Origin of the sequence: Stenotrophomonas maltophilia (genome assembly GCF_002799245.1) — a bacterium.
Lineage (GTDB): Bacteria > Pseudomonadota > Gammaproteobacteria > Xanthomonadales > Xanthomonadaceae > Stenotrophomonas > Stenotrophomonas maltophilia_S.
Map to the genome: position 1 here is coordinate 951,560 of NZ_NEQV01000002.1, position 18,494 is coordinate 970,053.

Sequence of the window (18,494 nt, forward strand, 5' to 3'; positions counted from 1 at the left end):
GGCACAGGCACCCGGACCGGTTCGATACCCTTGGGAGAACGTAATATCAGCACCCCTGACAACAAACAGAACCGCAAGAATCAGGAAATCCGTGTGCCGCGCGTCCGCGTGATCGGCAGTGACGGTGAAATGATCGGCGTGTTGTCGCGCGACGAAGCGCTGTCCATGGCCGAAGATGAAGGCCTGGACCTGGTCGAAATCCAGCCGCAGGCCGACCCGCCGGTCTGCAAGATCATGGACTTCGGCAAGTTCAAGTTCGAAGCGCAGAAAAAGGCCAGCGAGGCCAAGAAGAAGACCAAGCAGGTCGAGATCAAGGAAGTGAAGTTCCGTCCGGTCACGGACGAGGGCGACTACCAGATCAAGCTGCGCAAGATGCGCGGGTTCCTCGAAGAAGGCGACAAGATCAAGGTCAACATCCGCTTCCGTGGTCGTGAAATGAGCCACCAGGAACTGGGTCGTGAAATGGCCAACCGGATCGAGACCGATCTGGGCGAGGACATCGTCATTGAATCCCGTCCGCGCCTGGAAGGGCGTCAGATGGTCATGATGATCGCGCCGAAGAAGAAGACCTGAGGCCTGACGGGCCGCCTTTCGGGGCGCCTGGCTGAATGGTTCAGGGTAAGGGGGCGCCGCTGGCGTCCCTTTGCTTTTCCGGCAAGCCGGTGCATTGCCGGCGAAAGGAGGGCGGGGGCTGGTGGCAGGGCGGTTTTGCCTGTATCATGCCCGGCTCGACCCACCCAGGACGGGTCGTACGCCGATCATGGCAGGACGGAAAGAGCGGCCCAGGCCGCCGCCAGATCAGTCAGAAACCAGGGTCATATCCCATCAAGGACATTGCAATGCCCAAGATCAAGACCAACCGGGCAGCGGCCAAGCGTTTCCGCAAGACCGCCTCGGGCAAGTACAAGTGCGGCCACGCCAACCGTAGCCACATCCTCACGAAGAAAGCGACCAAGCGTAAGCGTAATCTGCGTCAGACGGGCCATGTCCGTGCAGAAGACGCAGGCCGTCTGGACCGCATGCTCCCTTACCTCTGAGGAACTGAAAAATGGCACGAGTTAAGCGTGGCGTACAGGCGCGTCGCCGCCACAAGAAAATTCTGGATCTCGCCAAGGGCTATTACAACGCCCGTCGCAAGGTCTTCCGCGTCGCCAAGCAGGCGGTCATCAAGGCACAGCAGTACGCCTACATCGGCCGTAAGCAGAAGAAGCGCAACTTCCGTTCGCTGTGGATCACCCGTATCAATGCGGCTGCCCGCATCAACGGCCTGAGCTACAGCCGCTTCATGAACGGTCTGCTGAAGGCCGGCATCACCCTGGATCGCAAGGTCCTGGCTGACATCGCCGTGCACGACGCAGCCGGTTTTGCTGCGCTGGCCGAAAAGGCCAAGGGCGCGCTGGCGGCATAAGTCCTTCCCGATGCCGTAACCGTTCACTCGGAACGGTGTCAGGTCAAGGCAATGCATGGGGAAGGGCGCAAGTCCTTCCCCATTCTTTTTTGGGTCCCGGCGAGGCCACAGCGGCAGCGCGGGGACGGCGGTGGCGACAGGGGTCGGCCCTTCGCGCATCGCGATGGCAGATCGACTGGAGTTCCGGCCCCCCATGAGCGACATCCAATCCCTCACCACCCAGGCGCTGGCCGATGTGGCCGCCGCACAGAGCCCCGACGTGCTGGAACAGCTGCGCGTGGCCCTGCTTGGCAAGAGTGGCAGCATCACCTCGCAGCTCAAGCAGCTCGGTGCCCTGCCGGCCGACGAGCGCAAGGCCGCCGGTGAAGCGATCAACCAGGCCCGCGACGCGCTGACCCGTGCGCTGGGCGAGCGCAAGGCGCTGCTGGAAGACGCGGCACTGGATGCGCGCCTGGCCGCCGAAGCCATCGACATCACCCTGCCGGGTCGCAACGGCGATCGCGCCGGCCTGCATCCGATCACCCGTACCCTGGAGCGCATCACCGGCATCTTCGGCCGGCTGGGCTACGAGCTGTCGGAAGGGCCGGAGATCGAGGACGATTGGCACAACTTCGAGGCGCTGAACTTCCCGCCGCACCACCCGGCGCGCGCCATGCACGACACCTTCTACTTCGGCGACGGCCGCCTGCTGCGCACGCACACCTCGGGTGTGCAGGTGCGCTACATGGGCGACCACGCGCCGCCGCTGCGCATGATCGCCGCCGGCAAGGTGTACCGCAGCGACAGCGACCAGACCCATTCGCCGATGTTCCATCAGGTGGAAGGCCTGCTGGTGGACGAGCATTCGACCTTCGCCGACCTGAAGGGCACGCTGGCCGAGTTCGTGCGCGCCTTCTTCGAGCGCGATTTCGAGATGCGCTTCCGCCCCAGCTACTTCCCGTTCGTTGAACCGGGCGCGGAAGTGGATATCGCCTGGCAGCAGCCCGATGGCAGCACCCGCTGGCTGGAAGTGCTCGGCTGCGGCATGGTCCATCCGAACGTTCTGCGCAACGTCGGCATCGATCCGGAACGCTACACCGGCTTCGCCTTCGGCATGGGCGTGGAGCGCTTCGCGATGCTGCGCTACGGCGTCAACGATCTGCGCGCGTTCTTCGAGAACGACGTGCGGTTCCTGAAACAGTTCGCGTAAGCCGCAACCGTGTGGAGCCGGGCCATGCTCGGCATGCTTCTAAATTCGCAGGCCCAGGCGCATGCGCCGGGCCCACCAGGATGACATCATGAAATTCTCCGAAAACTGGCTGCGCAGCCACGTCCCGACCGGCGCCTCGCGCGATGAACTGAGTGCGGTGCTGACCGCCATCGGCCTGGAAGTGGAAGAAGTGACCGCGCTGGGCGAAGGCCTTGAGCATGTGGTCGTGGCACGCATCGTCGACGCGGTGCGTCATCCGGAAGCGGATCGCCTGCAGGTGTGCAGTGTCGATGCCGGGCAGGGCGAACTGCTGCAGATCGTCTGCGGCGCGCCGAACGCGCGCCCGGGCCTGGTCGCGCCGCTGGCAATGGTCGGCGCGCAGATCGGCGAGCTGAAGATCAAGCCGGCCAAGCTGCGCGGCGTCGAGTCCAACGGCATGCTGTGCTCGGCCAAGGAGCTGGGCCTGGACAATGATGCGTCCGGCCTGCTGGAACTGCCCGATGATGCCCCGGTCGGCCAGGCCCTGGTCGACTACCTGGGCCTGCCGGACGCCAGCATCGAGATCAAGCTGACCCCGAACCGCGCCGATTGCTTCAGCCTGCGCGGCATCGCCTACGATGTCGCCGCCGCAACCCGCAGCGAAGTGCTGGATTTCGCCGCCGACGCCATTGCGGCGGTTGGCAGCCGTGAGCTGGGCATCCAGCTCGACGCCGGCGCCGAAGCGCCGCGTTACCTGGGCCGTGTCATCGAAGGTGTCAACGCGGCTGCCAGGACGCCGTTGTGGATGGCCGAGCGCCTGCGCCGCAGCGGCGTGCGCCCGGTCTCGCTGCTGGTCGACATCACCCAGTACGTGATGCTCGAGCTCGGCCAGCCGATGCATGCCTACGACCTGGGCACCCTGCAGGGCAGCATCGCCGTGCGTCGTTCGCGTGCCGGCGAGAGCCTGAAGCTGCTGGATGGCCGCGATGCGGCGCTGGACGACAGCTTCCTGGTGGTCACCGATGCGGATCGTGCGGTCGGTCTGGCTGGCCTGATGGGCGGCTTCGACACCCGTGTCACCGACGCGACCACCGCCGTGTTCCTGGAAGCTGCGCACTTCGCCCCGGCCGCGATCATGGGCCGTGGCCGCAAGCTGGGCCTGCATACGGATGCCGGCCACCGCTTCGAGCGTGGTGTCGATCCGGCACTGCCACGCACCGCGATCGAGTACGCCACCCGCCTGGTGCTGGACCTGGCCGGCGGTACCCCGGCGCCGGTCACCGAGGCCGTGCGTGAAGCCGATCTGCCGCAGCCGGCAACCATCGTGCTGCGCCGCGCCCGCATCACCCGCGTGCTCGGCATCACCGTCGAGGATGCTGAAGTCGAGCGCATCCTGCGCGCGCTGGGCATGGATGTGGTCGCCACCGCCGATGGCTGGCAGGTGGTTGCGCCGAGCCGCCGCTTCGACATCGCCATCGAAGAAGACCTGATCGAAGAACTGGCCCGCATCCACGGGTACGAGCAGATCCCGACCACGCTGCCGGGCGGTGCCTCGCGCGTGGCGATGCCGAGCGAGACCCAGCTGGATGCGCTGAGCGTGCGCCGCCAGCTGGTCGCCCGTGACCTGCAGGAAACCGTCAATTTCGCCTTCGTCGACGACGCGCTGCTGACCCAGTGGCAGCTGCGCGACGGCCTGGTGCCGCTGGCCAACCCGCTGTCGGCCGAACTGGCGGTGATGCGCCCGTCGCTGCTGCCGGGCCTGGTCGCTACGCTGGGCCGCAACGCCGCCCGCCAGCTCGGCCGCGTGCGCCTGTTCGAGCTCGGCCGGGTGTTTGCCCAGCAGGCCGGAGACGCGCCGCTCGGCGAAAGCCGGCCGGCACCGCTGGAAACCCCGCGCGTGGCCGCTGCGGTCTGCGGTGATGCGCAGTCGGTGCAGTGGGGCCTGCCGACCCGCAAGGTCGACTTCCATGACCTGAAGGGCGACCTGGAATCGCTGGCGGCCGCCAGCGGCGCGCAGCTGGAGTTCCGCCCGTCGGCCCGTGCCTACGGCCACCCGGCGCGTTCGGCCGAGGTGCTGCGCGATGGCGTGGTGATTGGCTGGATCGGCCAGATCCACCCGCGCCTGGCCAGGGCGATGGACATCGAAGCCGACGTCTATGCCTTCGAGCTGGACCTGGAGCCGTTGACCGCCCGCCGCCTGCCGCGTGCCGGCGAGCTGTCGCGCTTCCCGGCGGTGCGTCGCGACCTGGCCTTCCTGGTGCCTGAACAGGTGGCCTGGGCCGATCTGGCGGCCACTGTCCGCCAGGCCGCCGGCCCGCTGCTGCGCGACCTGAACCTGTTCGACCGCTATGTCGGCCAGGGCGTCGAGCCGGGATTCAAGAGTCTCGCTATGGGCTTGATTTTGCAGGACAAGTCGCGCACTCTGACGGACCGCGACGTGGATGCGGTGGTGGCCGAGGCGGTCACTGCCATCGAGCGTGAACACCACGCCCGGATCCGCGGCTGAGCGGGCAGCACTCGGGGGTAGCAGGCAATGGCATTGACCAAGGCGGAGATGGCGGAAAAGCTGTTCGACGAAGTCGGTCTGAACAAGCGGGAAGCCAAGGAATTCGTCGACGCGTTTTTCGATGTGCTGCGTGAAGCATTGGAGCAGGGACGCCAGGTAAAGCTGTCGGGCTTTGGCAATTTCGACCTGAGGCGCAAGAACCAGCGCCCGGGTCGCAACCCCAAGACCGGCGAGGAAATTCCGATTTCCGCCCGTACGGTGGTCACCTTCCGTCCGGGCCAGAAGCTCAAGGAGAGGGTGGAAGCTTATGCTGGATCCGGGCAGTAACCGCGAACTACCGCCGATCCCGGCCAAGCGCTACTTCACCATCGGTGAGGTCAGCGAGCTGTGCGACGTCAAGCCGCACGTCCTGCGCTACTGGGAAACCGAGTTTCCCAGCCTTGAGCCGGCCAAGCGCCGAGGCAACCGCCGCTACTACCAGCGCCATGACGTGCTGATGGTGCGGCAGATCCGCAGCCTGCTGTACGAACAGGGCTACACCATCGGTGGTGCACGCCTGCGTCTGGACGGCCCCGATGCCCGCGAGGAATCGGCGCTGAGCAACCAGATCATCAAGCAGGTGCGCATGGAGCTGGAAGAAGTGCTGCAGTTGCTGCGCCGCTGATCCCATTTCCATCGTAATCCGCTATACTTCACGGCCCGCCGCACTGGCGGGCACATCGCAGCATCAGTCGGGGCGTAGCGCAGCCTGGTAGCGCATCTGCCTGGGGGGCAGAGGGTCGTCGGTTCGAATCCGGCCGTCCCGACCACTGTGGTGAATCAAGAAGCCTGCGCAGCGATGCGTGGGCTTTTTTGTGCAGGAATGATCAACCTGCTGTTCGTCTGCAGCCGCAACCAGCTGCGCAGCCCGGCCGCCGAAGCCATGTGGCGACGGCGGCCCGGTTTCAACGCGCTGTCGGCCGGCACCAGCCCGCATGCACGACGCCCCATCGGCCCGGCGGACATCCGCTGGGCCGATGTCATCTTCGTGATGGAAGCCAAGCACCAGCATCGCCTGCAGGCCACGTACGCGCGCCTGCTGGAACACAAGCGCCTGCATTGCCTGGACATCCCCGACGACTATCGCTGCATGGATACGCTGTTGATGGATCTGCTGGACACGAAAGTGACCGCGTATCTCGATCAGCTGCCGGCAAAGCGGTAGATCAACTCCGGATCGCCTTCGTCCAGTCCATGCACGATGCCGCTGTCGATGAAACCCGAGACGGTGAGCAGGCGTTGCATGCCGGTATTGGAAGCATTGGTCGAAGTGAACAGCCTGCCGTCGCCGCGCAGTGCGATGGCATGCCGCAGCAGGGCGGCGCCGACGCCCTGGCCGCGTTGTTCGTGCGCCACCATCAGCATCTCGACGAAGGCTTCGCCGAAGAAGTGATGGTGGATGGCCAGGTAACCGGCCAGCTGGCCGGCCCGTTCCGCCACGTGCACGCCGCCGCTGGCCTGCCAGGCGGTGATCTGCCGTGCTCGCTGCGGATCGTGGGCCGCAACGCTGTCGAGCGCGATCAGCGCGGGGACGTCGGCGAGCATCGCCGCGCGGATATGCAGCCTCGTCGAGGTGGGATCGGGCGGCACCATCGAAGGCTCCTGGGCTGGGTGTCCCAGTCTATCGATCACGTCGGCCGTGTCTGCACATCCGCCGCAGCCAGCGTGTGGACGGCAGTCAATACACGCGGAACTCGGCACGGCAGCCGTCGCTGACCCACACGCCGCGGCGGTCCCAGCCCCAGTTGCGATCCTCGACGCACGGCGTCACCGACTTCTGCTTGACCAGGCGCACCTCATGACGCACGCGGATGCGGCATTCCTTGTCCTTCTGCTCATAGGACTCGCAGACCAGGCGCTTGCCGTCGTCATCCCGGTCACGATCCCGGCCGCGTCCCGGCCAATGGCCGCGTCCACGTTCGTCGGCGACGAACTCGGCGCGACAGCCGTCGGTGACCCAGAGCATGCGGCGGTTCTGCCCCCAGTTCTGGTCCTCGACGCAGCGGGTGACCGACAGCTGCCTGGCCAGGCGCATGCGGCCTTCGATCGGGCATTGCTGGGTCTTGTTGAACTGCGACTCGCAGCGCAGCGGCGGAATGTGATCGCTGTCGTAATCCTGGGCTGCCACCGTGGTGGCGGCCAGCAGCAGGGCCAGGGTGGAGGTGGCAATCGGCAGCAGCAGGCGATGGGTCATGGGGAGCCTCGGCGGGGGAACGGGCCGCAAGAATGGACCAGCCCGAGGCCATCGGAACGGATCGTTCCGGTGCTGGCTCAGTGGGGATTTAGTAGTACGCACGGGCCCATGCAGGGCCTTACATCCCTTATCATCGCTGCACATCCGATCGCATCGGCTTACACCTTCTTACATGTCTTCCACGCTTGCCGGCACAGCCTGTGGCTGCCGTCACTGGCGTGCAGTCGGCTTGTGGAGGAGGATGCGCGGACCACGACGACCACAGGGGGTTGCGTTGATCAGCAGTACCGTCATTCATCGCTCGGCTGGCGCAGATACCGGGCAGGTGCGTGTCCTGGACACCACGTTCAAGGGCAAGCACGTGTTCATTGCCTGGGGCCTGCGCGGGCCGGAACTGGCCCGCAGTGCGGACCCGGCCGCCACCGTGGCTGCGCGCAAGGCGCTGCATGCCGTGGCCGGCCACAGCGAGGGTCCGCGCAGCCCGGAGGTGTTCATCGCCAACCAGTCGGCGGTGGCGATTACCGTCTATCGGCTGCTGACCGAAGCGCGTTCGGGCGATGCCATCTTCTTCCTGTGTGATTCGCAGGCCGTGGTCGACTGGCTGATCACCGCACTGGAAGTGCAGGGCGAGGGCTGACAGCGCGCAGGGTCAGGCCAGCGCCGCGTCCACCGCTGCAAGCGCGTGCAGGGTGGTGGTGTCGAACAGCGGCACCGCACTGTCTTCGGGGCGCACCAGCAGCATGATCTCGGTACAGCCGAGGATGATCGCTTCGGCGCCGCGCGCGACCAGGCGTGCGATCACGCCGGCATAGGCCTGCCGCGAGTGTTCGCTGACCACGCCGGCGATCAGTTCCTGGTAGATGATGTCGTGCACGCAGCGGCGATCATCGGCCTCCGGAACCAGTACCTGCAGCCCGAAGCGGTCCTGCAGCCGGTCACGGTAGAACGCCTGCTCCATGGTGAAGGCGGTGCCGAGCAGTCCCACCTTGCGGATGCCAGCCTGGAGGATCGCTGTGGCGGTCGGGTCGGCGATATGCAGCAGAGGCAACGGGCACTCGGCTTCGATCCGGCCGGCCAGCGTGTGCATGGTGTTGGTGCAGATCACCAGCAGTTCGGCGCCACCGGCCTGCAGCCTGCGTGCCGCATCGAGCATGTGATCGCCCAGCGCGTCCCAGTGACCGTCGTGCTGCAACTGCTTGATGCCGGCGAAATCGACCGACCACAGCAGCAGTTGCGCCGAATGCGCGCCGCCGAGGCGATGCCGCACTGCCTCGTTGATGAGCCGGTAGTACTGCGCCGAGCTTTCCCAGCTCATGCCGCCGATCAGGCCCAGGGTCTTCATGCACTGCTCCATGCCAGAGGGGGACATTGCAGCACAGGATGGCGGCCGCGGGGAATGGATCGACCTGGCACGGGCAGGGCGCGATAATGCCCCCATCAACTGTGGAAGGCCGGGTAATGGGCGAGTGTTGCGGCTGTGGCAAGACCCTGGACGTGGCGGCGATGCAGGCCCGTCACCGGCGCGTGCTGTGGATCGTGCTGCTGGTCAACCTGGCTACCTTCGCGATGATGGTTGCCGCGGCGTGGTACAGCCATTCGTCCTCGCTGTTGTCCGGCGCGCTGGACAACCTCGGCGACGCGGCGACCTATGCGTTGAGCCTGGCTGTGGTCGGCGCCGGCCTGGTGGCGAAAGCGCGGGTGGCGCTGTTCAAGGGCCTGCTGATCCTGGCCGCAGCGCTGGCGGTGGCGATGCAGATCGGTTGGCGACTGCTTCACCCGGAGGTGCCGCTGTTCGCCAGCATGGGCCTGGCGGCGTTGCTCAACCTGGCCGCCAATGCGCTGTGCCTATGGCTGCTGACGCCGTATCGCAACGACGACATCAACCTGGCGTCGGCCTGGGAATGCTCGCGCAACGATCTCTACGAGGGTGCATCGGTGCTGCTGGCAGCCGGGCTGGTGGCGCTGTTCGGTGCTGGCTGGCCGGATCTGCTGGTGGCCGGTGCGTTGCTGGTGCTGTTCCTGCGCTCGGCGCTGCGGGTGCTGCGTACGGCCTGGACCGAACTGCGCAGCGCCCGCCTGGCGGCCCACTGAGCAGGCATCTGTAACCGTCGCATCCGCTGCATGCTGTATGTGCCGCACACTGCGTGGGCACCTTATGCTGGTGCCGTCTTCTGAAGTGGAAACCGGCATGGCCCTGCATACCTGGTGGTGGTTCCTGGCCACGGTCTTCGTGCTGTGCGGGACGCCCGGGCCGAACATGCTGCACATCCTTGGCCGCAGCGTCGGGCTGGGGTTCCGTGGCAGCGTGCCGGCCATGGCCGGCTGCCTGCTGGCCATGCTGCTGGTGCTGGCCGCATCCGCTGCAGGCCTGAGCGCGCTGCTGCACTCCTCGCCGATGCTGTTCGAGGTGCTGCGCTATCTCGGTGTGGCCTATCTGGCCTGGCTCGGCATCAAGGCCTGGCGCGACAGCTGCCGGCCGGCACCGCCCGTGGCCAACGATGGCGAGGCCGTACTGTCACCGGTGCACGGCGCCGGGACCGTGTTCCGTGGCGGCCTGTGGGTTGGCCTGAGCAACCCCAAGCTGTTGTTGTTCGCTGCGGCGTTCCTGCCGCAGTTCGTCGACCCGTCGCGCAGCCAGGCCGTGCAGTACAGCGTGCTGGTGGCGACCTTCGCGACCTGCGAACTGTTCTGGTACGTGATGTATGCGGCCGGTGGCCACGGCCTGCGCCGCTGGCTCGCAAAGCCCTTCGCACAGCGCTGGTTCGAGCGGCTGGTGGGAAGTGTGTTCCTGGCCTTCGCGGTGGCACTGCTGCGCTTCCGGCCGCGCTGATTCACGCCGCACACGCGGCCTGTTCACGACTGCAGCATCGGCTGCGGCCTAGCCTGATCACACCGTTTACGTTCCCCGCGGGGAAAGGACTGACATGATCAAGTGGGCCATCATCTTCGCCATCATCGGCATCATCGCGGGCGTGCTGGGCTTCGGCGGCATCGCCGGTGCCGCTGTGGGCATCGCCAAGTTCCTGTTCTGGGCCGGCATCATCATCGCCGTGGTGCTGTTCCTGATCGGCATGAGCGTGGCGAAGAAGGTCAGCTAGCACCTGTCGCGCAGCAGCGTGTTCAGTGCGCGCTGCTGCGCGAGAAAAGGTTGATCACCAGCACGCCGGCGCAGATCAGCGCGATGCCGGCCAGCGCCGGTGCATCCAGCCGCTGCTTGAACACCACCAGGCCGATCAGCGAAATCAGCACGATGCCGACGCCGGACCAGATCGCATAGGCGATGCCGGTCGGCACCGACTTCATGGTGACCGACAGCAGGTAGAAGCACAGCCCGTAGCCGACCAGCGCGCCCAGCGTCGGCCACAGCCGGCTCATGCCGTCCGAGGCTTTCAGCAGCGAGGTGGCAATCACTTCCAGCACGATGGCAGCGGCCAGGTAGACATAGGGGTTCATCGCGGGCTCCGGGTTACTGGGGGTCGCACAGCTTGAGGGCCTGCTCGGCCATGGCCAGTGCATTGAGGCGCTCTTCTTCGTCCAGCGGACGACCGTAGGCGGTGGCCCAATAGCCGTCGGCCGCGCAGCGTGCCGCGTACAGGCGTGGATCGCAGGCTTCGCCGGGGAATTCGGCCAGCATCGCGCGCTTCCAATCGCGCCAGTGCGCCAGCAGGGCCGGCTCCATCAGATTGCCCAGGGTCAGGCCGATGTCGTTGTCGTGTTCCTGCTGCAGCAGATGCTCGAAGTTGGCCTGCACATAGGCGCGGCTGAAGCAGCCGTGGCCGGCCGTGCCGTCCTGCAGGAGCGCGCGCACGCGTGCTTCGAACTCGCCGATGAGTGTGCCGATGGCTTCATCGACCAGTGCCTGCTTGCTGCTGAAATGGTGGAACAACGCGCCTTTGCTGACCCCGGCCGCGCGCGCGACGTCCTGCACGGTCAGTGCCGCCAGTCCGTGCTGGCCGATCATGGCGATGGTGGCCTGCAGCAATGACTGGCGCACGCTGTCGGGCGCCTTGCGGCGCGAGCGGGGAGGGGGTGAGGACATGATGGGAAGAAACCGACTGGACGGTACGATTGTAGCGCAGCCGGATCGCTTCACCGACGGGGCCATCGGCCGCCGCCGGTGGTGGCCGGATCAATCGTCGATGCGTGCGAAACGCGCCTGCGGGCCGTGTTCGCCCGGGACCTGCTCGATGAACATCGGGTAGGGGCGTACCCACAGGCCGCCTTCGCCATAGAGTGCGCGATAGAGCACCATCGGCTCCAGCGTCTCGCTGCTGCGGACGATGCCGATCACCTCGTATTCGCCGCCCTTGAAGTGCCGATAACGGCCACGGGCGAGGTCGGGCAGGGGGCTCAGCTCAGCCATGACGGAGCGTGCTCACTTGCGCGCCGGGCTGGCCGGCTTCGCGCAGTATGCATCGATGGCCTCGGCCGTGTTGGGCAGGCCCTGTGCCTGTGCCAGCTCCCAGGGACGCTCGCAGCGCTGGCTGTGCTCGCACCATTGGTAGCCGGCCGAACCGATGCAGCCGTGCGCATCACGGTCGCCGCCTACCATCGGCGTGGCGGTCGATGCCGCACTGCTGTCGGCATGCGTCGTCGCCTTGTCCGGGCTGGCGCATGCGGCCAGGACCAGCAGGGCGGGGATCAGAAGAAGTGCTTTCATCGGGCGGGCTCCGTGCCTAAAGCAGCAGTGTGCTTGCCGGCTGCCAGGGCAGCAAGCGCTCAATGCACCGCGGCGCGGACCAATTCTTCGATCAGGATCAGATAGCTGGCCACGAAATAGAACTTCAGCAACGTCCAGCGCTGCTGTGAGAAGAAGGTGCGCATGTGGAAGGGGCCCCTGTTGGTGACGGTAGTGTGAAGCCAACCTGACTTCGTGACAAGAATCACGGAATGAACGGGCTAAACGGGCTCAGGGATGTGAGGAAGCCACGATCCGACTCGAAGGCGCGGCATTTTCGTACAAATCTGATAGGCCATCCCCGAGGCGGTCGCTAGCCTGATGGTGTAACGGCAAGCGGCTCGTCTGCCTGCCACCGCACCTTTCCATCCGCAGGAGCCTCCCAATGGTCATTACCGTCCAATGCACCGCCCAGCGCTGGTCCGTGCTGCATCCGCAGGCGAGCGACGCCAGGGGTTACGCCCGTGGCGCCGACGCCTTTGATGCCGCCGCCGCACTGGCCCTGGAACATCACCGCCGCACCGGCCAGCGCAGCACGGTGCGGGTCGAGGCGCTTGGCAACACGGTAGACGCCCTCCACGTCGGGGGGTGACACCGACGGCCGTGGTGCAGTCAGCCGCGGTTGAGTTGTTTGAATGGGGAAAAACCGCCGTTGCGCGCCCCTCTGTGCGGCGGGCCGCGAATCCCGGATGCTTGCGCCATCGTATTCATCTGGAGATCTCGATGGGCAAGGCACCCACCTGGCGCACCCTGGCCTGCACCCTGTTGCCGATGCTGGCGGCTGCCGGCGGCGCCCAGGCGCAGAGCTATGGCTACGGCTATGACGACGACCGCTATGGCGGCCGCGATGGCGGTGGCATCGTGCGTTGCGAGTCGGTCAAGAACCGCAGCAATGAGTGCCGCCTCGACGGCCGTGCGCGGTTGATCCGCCAGTTGTCCGGTTCGCCCTGCGTGGAAGGTGAAACCTGGGGCCAGTCGCGCAATGGCGTCTGGGTCACACAGGGATGCCGTGCCGAATTCGTGGGTGAATACCGCCGCGGTGGCGGCTGGGGCGGCAACGGTGGCGGCTGGGGCAATGGCAATGGTTGGGGTGGTGGCGATGTGGTCACCTGCCATTCCAATGGTCATCGGCAGGAGTACTGCGACGCCCGCATCCGCCGAGGGGTGCGCCTGATCCGCCAGGACTCGCGCAGCGCCTGCATCGAAGGCCAGAGCTGGGGCTGGGACCGCCGCGGCATCTGGGTCAGTGATGGCTGCCGGGCGCAGTTCCAGGTGAACTGAGCATTACGGGTTTGGCCCGTGAAAATCAGAATAATCTGATACAGCTCACATTTTGAACGCCGTATCGTCTGTGATCAGGGCACCTCGCGTGCCCTGATTCCCCGCGATGACGTGTGCCGTAGCCGGCATGAGCATCGCATCGCCATCGATACGCTGCCTCAAGGAGTGAGCTGCATGTTGATCCGCCTGCAATGCGAACAGCGCCAGTGGCGCGTGCTGCATCCGGATAGGCCGGAGCCGATAGAGTTCCGCGATGGCGCACGCGCCTATGACTTCGCCGAGACCCTGGCCCGCCTGCACTTCGTCGATACCGGGCAGCGTGCGGCCGTGCGCGTGGAAGCCAGCGGCGCATTCGTCGAAGCCGTCAGTTACGGCTGAGCGTGGGGTGCCTGCCGCGGCAGGCCTGTGCAGTTCCGCCATCCACGCACGGCGTGGATCCTTCTGCTTCCGCCGTAGAAGGTGCGGGCCCTCGGCCGCACCTTCCCGGTCATGCCCGGGTCCCTGATCGGCCTCAGCCGGCTGCACTCAGCGGCGGGGTACCTGTGGCCAGCTGCGGCCAGCGCTTGAGCACCGCGGCGCGGATGCCGGCCGCATCGATGCCGGCTTCGGCCAGCAGGTCCTCGCGGCTGGCGTGGTGCTGGTAGCTGTCGGGCAGGCCCAGGTGCAGGATCGGACGCAGCACGCCTTCGGCATTGAGCAGTTCACCGACGCCGGAACCGGCGCCGCCGGCCACCACGTTGTCTTCGATCGTGACCAGACCCTCGTGCTGGGCGGCGATGGCCAGCACCAGCTCGCGATCCAGCGGCTTGATGAAGCGCATGTTGACCACGCTCAGGCCCAGTTCGCGGCCGACCTGCTCCGCGGCGGCCACGGTGCTGCCGAAGGCGAGCAGGGCGATTCGGCTGCCCTGCAGGCGCAGCTCGCCCTTGCCGATCGGCAGGGTCGACAGGTCGGTGCCGGCCGCAACGCCGGTGCCGGTGCCACGCGGGTAGCGTACGGCGGCCGGGCCCGGGTGCTGCAGGCCGGTGCTGAGCATCTGCCGGCACTCGGCTTCATTGGACGGCGCCATCACCACCAGGTTCGGCACGCAGCGCAGGAAGCTCAGGTCGAGGTTGCCGGCGTGGGTCGCGCCGTCCGGGCCGACCACGCCAGCGCGGTCGATCGCAAACAGCACGTCCAGATCCTGGATCGCCACGTCGTGCACCAGCTGGTCGTACGCGCGCTGCAGGAAGGTCGAGTAGATCGCCACCACCGGCTTGCCGCCCTGGGTGGCCATGCCGGCGGCGAGGGTGACCGCGTGCTGTTCGGCGATCGCCACGTCGAAATAGCGCTGCGGGTATTCCCTGCTGAAGCGCACCAGGCCGGAGCCTTCGCGCATTGCCGGGGTGATGCCGTACAGGCGTGGCTCGGCGGCGGCGGCATCGCACAGCCAGTCGCTGAAGACATCGGTGTAGGTCGGCTTCTTGGCACCGGCCTTGGCCACCAGGCCCTTGTCCGGATCGAACGGGCCCACGGCGTGGTAACCGATCTGATCGCCTTCGGCCGGCTCGTAGCCCTTGCCCTTGGTGGTCATCACATGCAGCAGCTTCGGGCCCTTGGAGGCGCGCAGCGTCTTCAGCGTGGACAGCAGGGCAGGCATGTCGTGGCCGTCGATCGGGCCGGTGTAGTGGAAGCCCATTTCCTCGAACATCGTGGAGGGCACGAACATGCCCTTCCAGTGTTCTTCCCAGCGCTTGACGAAGCGCGCCGGGTTGTTCTTCTTGTCACCGAGGATCTTCTTGCCGCCTTCGCGCAGTGCGTTGAGCGTGCGGCTGCCGGTGGCGCGGCCCAGCATCTTGGTCAGTCCGCCCACTGCCTCGGAGATCGACATGTTGTTGTCGTTGAGGATCACCAGCAGGTTCGGCTCCGGCTCCATGCCGCCGGCGTGCATCAGCGCTTCAAACGCCATGCCGGCGGTCATCGCGCCGTCACCGATCACCGCCACGACCTTGCGGTCGTCGCCTTCGGACTGGCGGGCGATGGCCATGCCGAGCGCCGCCGAGATCGAAGTCGAGGAGTGGCCGACGCCAAAGGTGTCGTATTCGCTCTCTTCGCGCTTCGGGAATGGCGCGACGCCGTCCTTCTGCTTGACGGTGTGGATCTCGTCGCGGCGGCCGGTCAGGATCTTGTGCGGATAGGTCTGGTGGCCGACGTCCCAGACCAGCTGATCGTGCGGGGTCTGGTACAGGTAGTGCAGGGCCACGGTGAGCTCGATCACGCCCAGGCCGGCGGCGAAGTGGCCACCGCTCTTGCCCACCGATTCGATGAGGTAGGCGCGCAGTTCGTCGGCGATCGCCCTCATTTCGGATTCGTCGAACGTGCGCAGGTCATCCGGTGTCTGGATGCGCGCGAGGCGGGGATAGCGGGCAGAGTCGATCATCATGTTCGCACTTTTTCTGAACGCCCATTTTCGCCCTCAAACGGGGGTGGGGCAAGCAAACGCCGCCGTCCGTGACAGGACGGTGAGGGTTGCATTTTCGGGCGTTCAGGTGCTCAGTTTCGACCGCTTGGGCAATTGCGCCTTCAGGAAGGCCATCTGGTCGGCCAGGATGTTGCGGTTGGACAGGATCAGGTGCTCGATCCAGCTGGGCCGGTAGGGTACCGCCAGCAGCGGCATGCCGGCCTGCTGCGGGGTGCGGTCGCTCTTGCGCGAATTGCAGTGGAAGCAGGCGGTGACCACGTTTTCCCAGCAGTCCAGGCCGCCCTTGGACAGCGGCATGACATGGTCGCGGGTGAGCGTGGGGCGGTTGAACTGCTGGCCGCAGTACATGCACAGATGGGCGTCGCGGGCGAACAGGGCCTGGTTGGTCAGGTTCGGTGTCGGGTCGATCGCGCGGGAGCGGGCATGGCCGCGGGCGGCGATGATCGGGTGCAGGTCCATGCCACTCTGCAGGCCGCTGAAGCGGTTGGTGCCGCCGTGGATGTGCAGGCAGGGATCGCCGAGCGTCCAGGCCACCGCTTCACGGGCGTAGAGGCAGGCCGCATCCTGCCAGGTGATCCAGTCCAGTACGCGTCCGTGGGCATCAAGCGAGAGCAGCCGGACCGAACCGGGGCGATGCAGCGTCGTGGCGTTGGGCGATGCTTCGGCGCCCGGAGCAGAAAACGGAGCTCCGGCTTCGATCAGACCCAAGCGTGTAGTGTCTGTCTCCATCGGGAGAACAGCTTATACCTGAATGTTGACGATTTGTGTATCGCCCGTCGGCGATACGCAAATCGGTGCGCCCCCTTTAACAAAAGGGGGCTCTTCTCCAGACGGAGGGCTGGGGTCGGATCCCTTTCCGCAGGAAAGGGCTCTGACCCCTCATCCACGCATGGCGTGGATCTACTGGCGGGATGGGCTCAGGCGCCGAAGCGCTCGTCGTCCATCGCCATCAGCGGGGCGGCGCCGGCCTGGATCGCGGCGGCGTGGCTGAGCGTGCGCGGCAGCACGCGGGCGAAATAGAAGCGCGCAGTCTCGCGCTTGCCCTGGGCGAAGGCGGCGCCATGTGCGCTGGCTTCGGCGGCGGCCACGCTGCGGGCCCACCAGTAGGCCAGCACCACGTAACCCGAATAGAACAGGTAGTCGTAGCTGGCTGCGCCCAGTTCGTCCGGGTTGCCAGCCGCGCGCTGCAGCACGTCCATGGTCAGCTTGCCCCATTCGGCGGCCTTGGCGCGCAGCGGGCCGATGAACTCGGCCAGTGCTTCATTGCCCTCGTTGGCCTTGGCGAAGGCTTCGATCTCGGCCAGCATCAACTTCAGGCCGGCGCCCTGGCTGGACGCGGTCTTGCGGCCGATCAGGTCCAGCGCCTGGATGCCGGTGGTGCCTTCATAGAGCGTGGTGATGCGCGCATCACGGGCCAGCTGCTCCATGCCGTGTTCGCGGATGTAGCCGTGGCCACCGAAGCACTGCAGGGCGTTGTAGGTGTTCTCGATGCCCCATTCGGTCTGGCAGGCCTTGGAGATCGGGGTTAGGAAGCTCACCAGGGTGTCGGCGCGCTCGCGCTCGGCGGCATCCTCGGCGTGGTGGGCGACGTCGATCAGGGTGGCCGCGTGCAGGGCCAGCAGGCGGCTGCCCTCGACCAGCGACTTCACCGTCAGCAGCATGCGGCGCACATCCGGGTGGACCAGGATCGGGTCGGCCGGCTTGTCGGGGAACTTGGCACCGCTCAGGGCGCGCGACTGCAGGCGCTCACGGCTGTACTTCAGCGCGTTCTGGTAGGCGCGCTCGGACAGGCCGATGCCCTGCAGGCCGACGCCGAGGCGGGCGGTGTTCATCATGGTGAACATCGCCTGCAGGCCCTTGTGCGGCTGGCCGACCAGGTAGCCCTGCGCACCATCGAAGTTCATCACGCAGGTGACCGAACCCTTGATGCCCATCTTGTGCTCGATCGAGCCGCAGCGCAGTGCGTTGCGCTCGCCGACGTTGCCGTCGCGGTCGACCTTGAACTTCGGGGTGACGAACAGCGAGATGCCCTTGGCGCCCGGAGGGGCGTCGGGCAGCTTGGCCAGTACCAGGTGCACGATGTTGCCGGTCAGGTCGTGCTCGCCGGCGGTGATGAAGATCTTGGTGCCGGTGATCGAATAGCTGCCATCGGCGTTCGGTTCGGCCTTGGTCTTGAGCAGTCCCAGGTCGGTGCCGCAGTGCGGCTCGGTCAGGCACATGGTGCCGGTCCAGCGGCCCTCGATCAGCGGCTTGAGGAAGGCCTCGTGCTGCCAGGCCTCGCCGTGCTGCTTCAGCGCTTCGATGGCACCGTGCGAGAGCAGCGGGAAGTTGCCCCAGGCCAGGTTGGCGGCGTTGATCATTTCGTTCAGCGGCACCCCCAGGGTGTGCGGCAGGCCCTGGCCGCCCAGCTCCGGCGAGGCGGTCAGGCCGGTCCAGCCGCCATCGACGAACTGGTCGTAGGCCTGCTTGAAGCCGGGCGGGGTGGTCACTTCACCGGTGGCCTGGTCGAGCACGCAGCCGATCTCGTCGCCGACGCTGTTGAGCGGGGCCAGCACGGTGGCGCTGAAGCGGCCGGCTTCTTCCAGCACGGCATCGACCACGTCGGCGGTGGCGTCGGTGAAGCCCAGGCGGGCGAACAGGGGTTCGACCTTGAGCACGTCGTGCAGGGCGAAACGGAGGTCGGAAAGCGGGGCGGTGTAGCTGCTCATCGGTACGTCTCGATTTGATCAGGACAGAGGGGAGTGGCGCCAGGCGCCGCG

The 18,494-nt window shown here is 66.5% G+C and carries 25 protein-coding genes and 1 tRNA gene; 16 read left to right on the forward strand and 10 right to left on the reverse strand.

All coding sequences use genetic code 11. The features are described 5' to 3' along the window. The first annotated feature begins 30 nt into the window (after positions 1-30). From infC to B9Y64_RS10190, 9 genes are all read left to right on the forward strand, one after another. On the forward strand, positions 31-573 hold the full coding sequence (gene infC, locus B9Y64_RS10150) for a translation initiation factor IF-3 (RefSeq protein WP_079222586.1): 543 nt from the start codon (positions 31-33) through the stop codon (positions 571-573). A 266-nt stretch (positions 574-839) separates the two neighbouring features. Continuing rightward, positions 840-1,037 carry a 50S ribosomal protein L35 gene (rpmI, locus tag B9Y64_RS10155; protein ID WP_005410436.1) on the forward strand — a complete coding sequence of 66 codons (198 nt, stop codon included), beginning with the start codon at positions 840-842 and terminating at the stop codon, positions 1,035-1,037. Positions 1,038-1,048: 11 nt separating this feature from the next. Continuing rightward, a complete protein-coding gene (gene rplT, locus B9Y64_RS10160) occupies positions 1,049-1,408 on the forward strand; it encodes a 50S ribosomal protein L20 (protein WP_005410435.1) in 360 nt (119 codons plus the stop codon). 193 nt (positions 1,409-1,601) lie between these two features. Next, positions 1,602-2,597 (forward strand): phenylalanine--tRNA ligase subunit alpha, encoded by a 996-nt coding sequence (locus B9Y64_RS10165; protein WP_005417865.1) that lies wholly within the window; start codon positions 1,602-1,604, stop codon positions 2,595-2,597. Positions 2,598-2,685: 88 nt separating this feature from the next. Next, positions 2,686-5,082, forward strand: a complete 2,397-nt coding sequence (pheT, locus tag B9Y64_RS10170; protein WP_100440709.1) for a phenylalanine--tRNA ligase subunit beta — start codon at positions 2,686-2,688, stop codon at positions 5,080-5,082. A 27-nt stretch (positions 5,083-5,109) separates the two neighbouring features. After that, on the forward strand, positions 5,110-5,409 hold the full coding sequence (locus tag B9Y64_RS10175; RefSeq protein ID WP_005410432.1) for an integration host factor subunit alpha: 300 nt from the start codon (positions 5,110-5,112) through the stop codon (positions 5,407-5,409). Further along, positions 5,390-5,746: a MerR family transcriptional regulator gene (locus B9Y64_RS10180; protein ID WP_005410431.1), complete on the forward strand. Its 357-nt coding sequence runs from the start codon at positions 5,390-5,392 to the stop codon at positions 5,744-5,746. Before B9Y64_RS10175 ends, B9Y64_RS10180 begins: the two co-directional genes overlap by 20 nt. A gap of 68 nt (positions 5,747-5,814) precedes the next feature. Next, positions 5,815-5,891 (forward strand) — tRNA-Pro (locus B9Y64_RS10185). Positions 5,892-5,944: 53 nt separating this feature from the next. Continuing rightward, positions 5,945-6,286 (forward strand): low molecular weight protein tyrosine phosphatase family protein, encoded by a 342-nt coding sequence (locus B9Y64_RS10190; protein ID WP_100440551.1) that lies wholly within the window; start codon positions 5,945-5,947, stop codon positions 6,284-6,286. Here B9Y64_RS10190 and B9Y64_RS10195 read toward each other — a convergent pair. Then, entirely contained in the window at positions 6,265-6,714 is a 450-nt protein-coding gene (locus B9Y64_RS10195; RefSeq protein ID WP_100440552.1) for a GNAT family N-acetyltransferase, read from the reverse strand. The genes B9Y64_RS10190 and B9Y64_RS10195 overlap by 22 nt on opposite strands. Before the next feature lie 85 nt (positions 6,715-6,799). Further along, complete coding sequence (locus B9Y64_RS10200; protein WP_100440553.1) at positions 6,800-7,315, reverse strand: DUF3011 domain-containing protein; 516 nt, start codon at positions 7,313-7,315, stop codon at positions 6,800-6,802. 241 nt (positions 7,316-7,556) lie between these two features. Between B9Y64_RS10200 and B9Y64_RS10205 the strand changes: the two genes are divergently transcribed. Continuing rightward, positions 7,557-7,952, forward strand: coding sequence for a hypothetical protein (locus B9Y64_RS10205; protein ID WP_100440554.1), 396 nt, complete (start codon positions 7,557-7,559; stop codon positions 7,950-7,952). A gap of 12 nt (positions 7,953-7,964) precedes the next feature. Here B9Y64_RS10205 and B9Y64_RS10210 read toward each other — a convergent pair whose 3' ends face one another. Further along, entirely contained in the window at positions 7,965-8,657 is a 693-nt protein-coding gene (locus B9Y64_RS10210; protein WP_100440555.1) for an aspartate/glutamate racemase family protein, read from the reverse strand. Between the two features lie 116 nt (positions 8,658-8,773). Here B9Y64_RS10210 and B9Y64_RS10215 point away from each other — a divergent pair, with 116 nt between their 5' ends. The 3 genes from B9Y64_RS10215 (at position 8,774) to B9Y64_RS10225 (ending at position 10,413) form a co-directional block, all read left to right on the forward strand. Next, a complete protein-coding gene (locus tag B9Y64_RS10215; protein ID WP_100440556.1) occupies positions 8,774-9,406 on the forward strand; it encodes a cation transporter in 633 nt (210 codons plus the stop codon). A 97-nt stretch (positions 9,407-9,503) separates the two neighbouring features. After that, positions 9,504-10,145, forward strand: coding sequence for a LysE family translocator (locus tag B9Y64_RS10220; protein ID WP_100440710.1), 642 nt, complete (start codon positions 9,504-9,506; stop codon positions 10,143-10,145). 94 nt (positions 10,146-10,239) lie between these two features. Continuing rightward, positions 10,240-10,413, forward strand: coding sequence for a DUF1328 domain-containing protein (locus B9Y64_RS10225; RefSeq protein WP_005417836.1), 174 nt, complete (start codon positions 10,240-10,242; stop codon positions 10,411-10,413). Positions 10,414-10,435: 22 nt separating this feature from the next. Here B9Y64_RS10225 and B9Y64_RS10230 read toward each other — a convergent pair whose 3' ends face one another. The 4 genes from B9Y64_RS10230 to B9Y64_RS10245 all read right to left on the reverse strand — a co-directional run bounded on the left by B9Y64_RS10230 (position 10,436) and on the right by B9Y64_RS10245 (position 11,975). Beyond that, entirely contained in the window at positions 10,436-10,768 is a 333-nt protein-coding gene (locus tag B9Y64_RS10230) for an SMR family transporter (protein WP_100440557.1), read from the reverse strand. Between the two features lie 13 nt (positions 10,769-10,781). Then, the gene (locus B9Y64_RS10235; protein WP_100440558.1) at positions 10,782-11,354 is read right to left on the reverse strand and encodes a TetR/AcrR family transcriptional regulator; all 573 of its coding nucleotides are present in this window, start codon (positions 11,352-11,354) and stop codon (positions 10,782-10,784) included. 90 nt (positions 11,355-11,444) lie between these two features. Next, positions 11,445-11,678, reverse strand: a complete 234-nt coding sequence (locus B9Y64_RS10240; protein WP_100440559.1) for a DUF1653 domain-containing protein — start codon at positions 11,676-11,678, stop codon at positions 11,445-11,447. A 12-nt stretch (positions 11,679-11,690) separates the two neighbouring features. After that, positions 11,691-11,975 (reverse strand): hypothetical protein, encoded by a 285-nt coding sequence (locus B9Y64_RS10245; RefSeq protein WP_100440560.1) that lies wholly within the window; start codon positions 11,973-11,975, stop codon positions 11,691-11,693. Between the two features lie 403 nt (positions 11,976-12,378). Here B9Y64_RS10245 and B9Y64_RS10250 point away from each other — a divergent pair, with 403 nt between their 5' ends. From B9Y64_RS10250 to B9Y64_RS10260, 3 genes are all read left to right on the forward strand, one after another. Then, on the forward strand, positions 12,379-12,585 hold the full coding sequence (locus B9Y64_RS10250; RefSeq protein ID WP_100440561.1) for a hypothetical protein: 207 nt from the start codon (positions 12,379-12,381) through the stop codon (positions 12,583-12,585). Positions 12,586-12,716: 131 nt separating this feature from the next. Beyond that, entirely contained in the window at positions 12,717-13,274 is a 558-nt protein-coding gene (locus B9Y64_RS10255) for a DUF3011 domain-containing protein (RefSeq protein WP_100440562.1), read from the forward strand. 174 nt (positions 13,275-13,448) lie between these two features. Continuing rightward, positions 13,449-13,652 (forward strand): hypothetical protein, encoded by a 204-nt coding sequence (locus tag B9Y64_RS10260; RefSeq protein ID WP_005417823.1) that lies wholly within the window; start codon positions 13,449-13,451, stop codon positions 13,650-13,652. Positions 13,653-13,785: 133 nt separating this feature from the next. On the opposite strand, the gene dxs is transcribed toward B9Y64_RS10260, so the two are convergent. From dxs to B9Y64_RS10275, 3 genes are all read right to left on the reverse strand, one after another. Next, positions 13,786-15,693, reverse strand: coding sequence for a 1-deoxy-D-xylulose-5-phosphate synthase (gene dxs, locus B9Y64_RS10265; protein ID WP_100440711.1), 1,908 nt, complete (start codon positions 15,691-15,693; stop codon positions 13,786-13,788). Between the two features lie 105 nt (positions 15,694-15,798). Continuing rightward, positions 15,799-16,464 (reverse strand): HNH endonuclease, encoded by a 666-nt coding sequence (locus B9Y64_RS10270; protein WP_014037907.1) that lies wholly within the window; start codon positions 16,462-16,464, stop codon positions 15,799-15,801. Between the two features lie 188 nt (positions 16,465-16,652). Next, positions 16,653-18,443, reverse strand: a complete 1,791-nt coding sequence (locus B9Y64_RS10275) for an acyl-CoA dehydrogenase C-terminal domain-containing protein (protein WP_100440563.1) — start codon at positions 18,441-18,443, stop codon at positions 16,653-16,655. Between the last annotated feature and the right edge of the window lie 51 nt (positions 18,444-18,494).